Origin of the sequence: Bacillus sp. SIMBA_005 (genome assembly GCF_046535585.1) — a bacterium.
GTDB classification, from domain to species: Bacteria; Bacillota; Bacilli; order Bacillales; family Bacillaceae; genus Bacillus; species Bacillus pumilus.
On sequence record NZ_JAWRWI010001347.1, the window covers coordinates 1 to 228 of the forward strand.

The 228-nt window shown below is 66.7% G+C and carries 1 protein-coding gene; it reads right to left on the reverse strand.

Annotated elements, in window-relative coordinates:
• Positions 1–228, reverse strand: a 228-nt coding sequence (locus SB660_RS24450; RefSeq protein ID WP_410585262.1) for a transglycosylase domain-containing protein, incomplete at both ends; no start/stop codon positions are given.

A 228-nucleotide genomic window follows, 5' to 3' on the forward strand; every position in this document is an offset into this window, starting at 1 on the left:
CGCCGGTCCTTGGTCAGCGAGTACCCGTCTTCGGCTCCGTTGACCGCGGTGCCGTCGTCGTTCGTCGACGTGCCCTCCGGCTGGTCGATGCGGAAGATGTTCGGGTTCTGCACGATGCCGGCGAGCGTCGCCGCCTGCGCGACGGTGAGGTTCGCGGCGGTCGTGGAGAAGTAGTAGTTGGCTGCGGACTCGATGCCGTAGACCGTGCCGCCGAAGTTGGCGATGTTC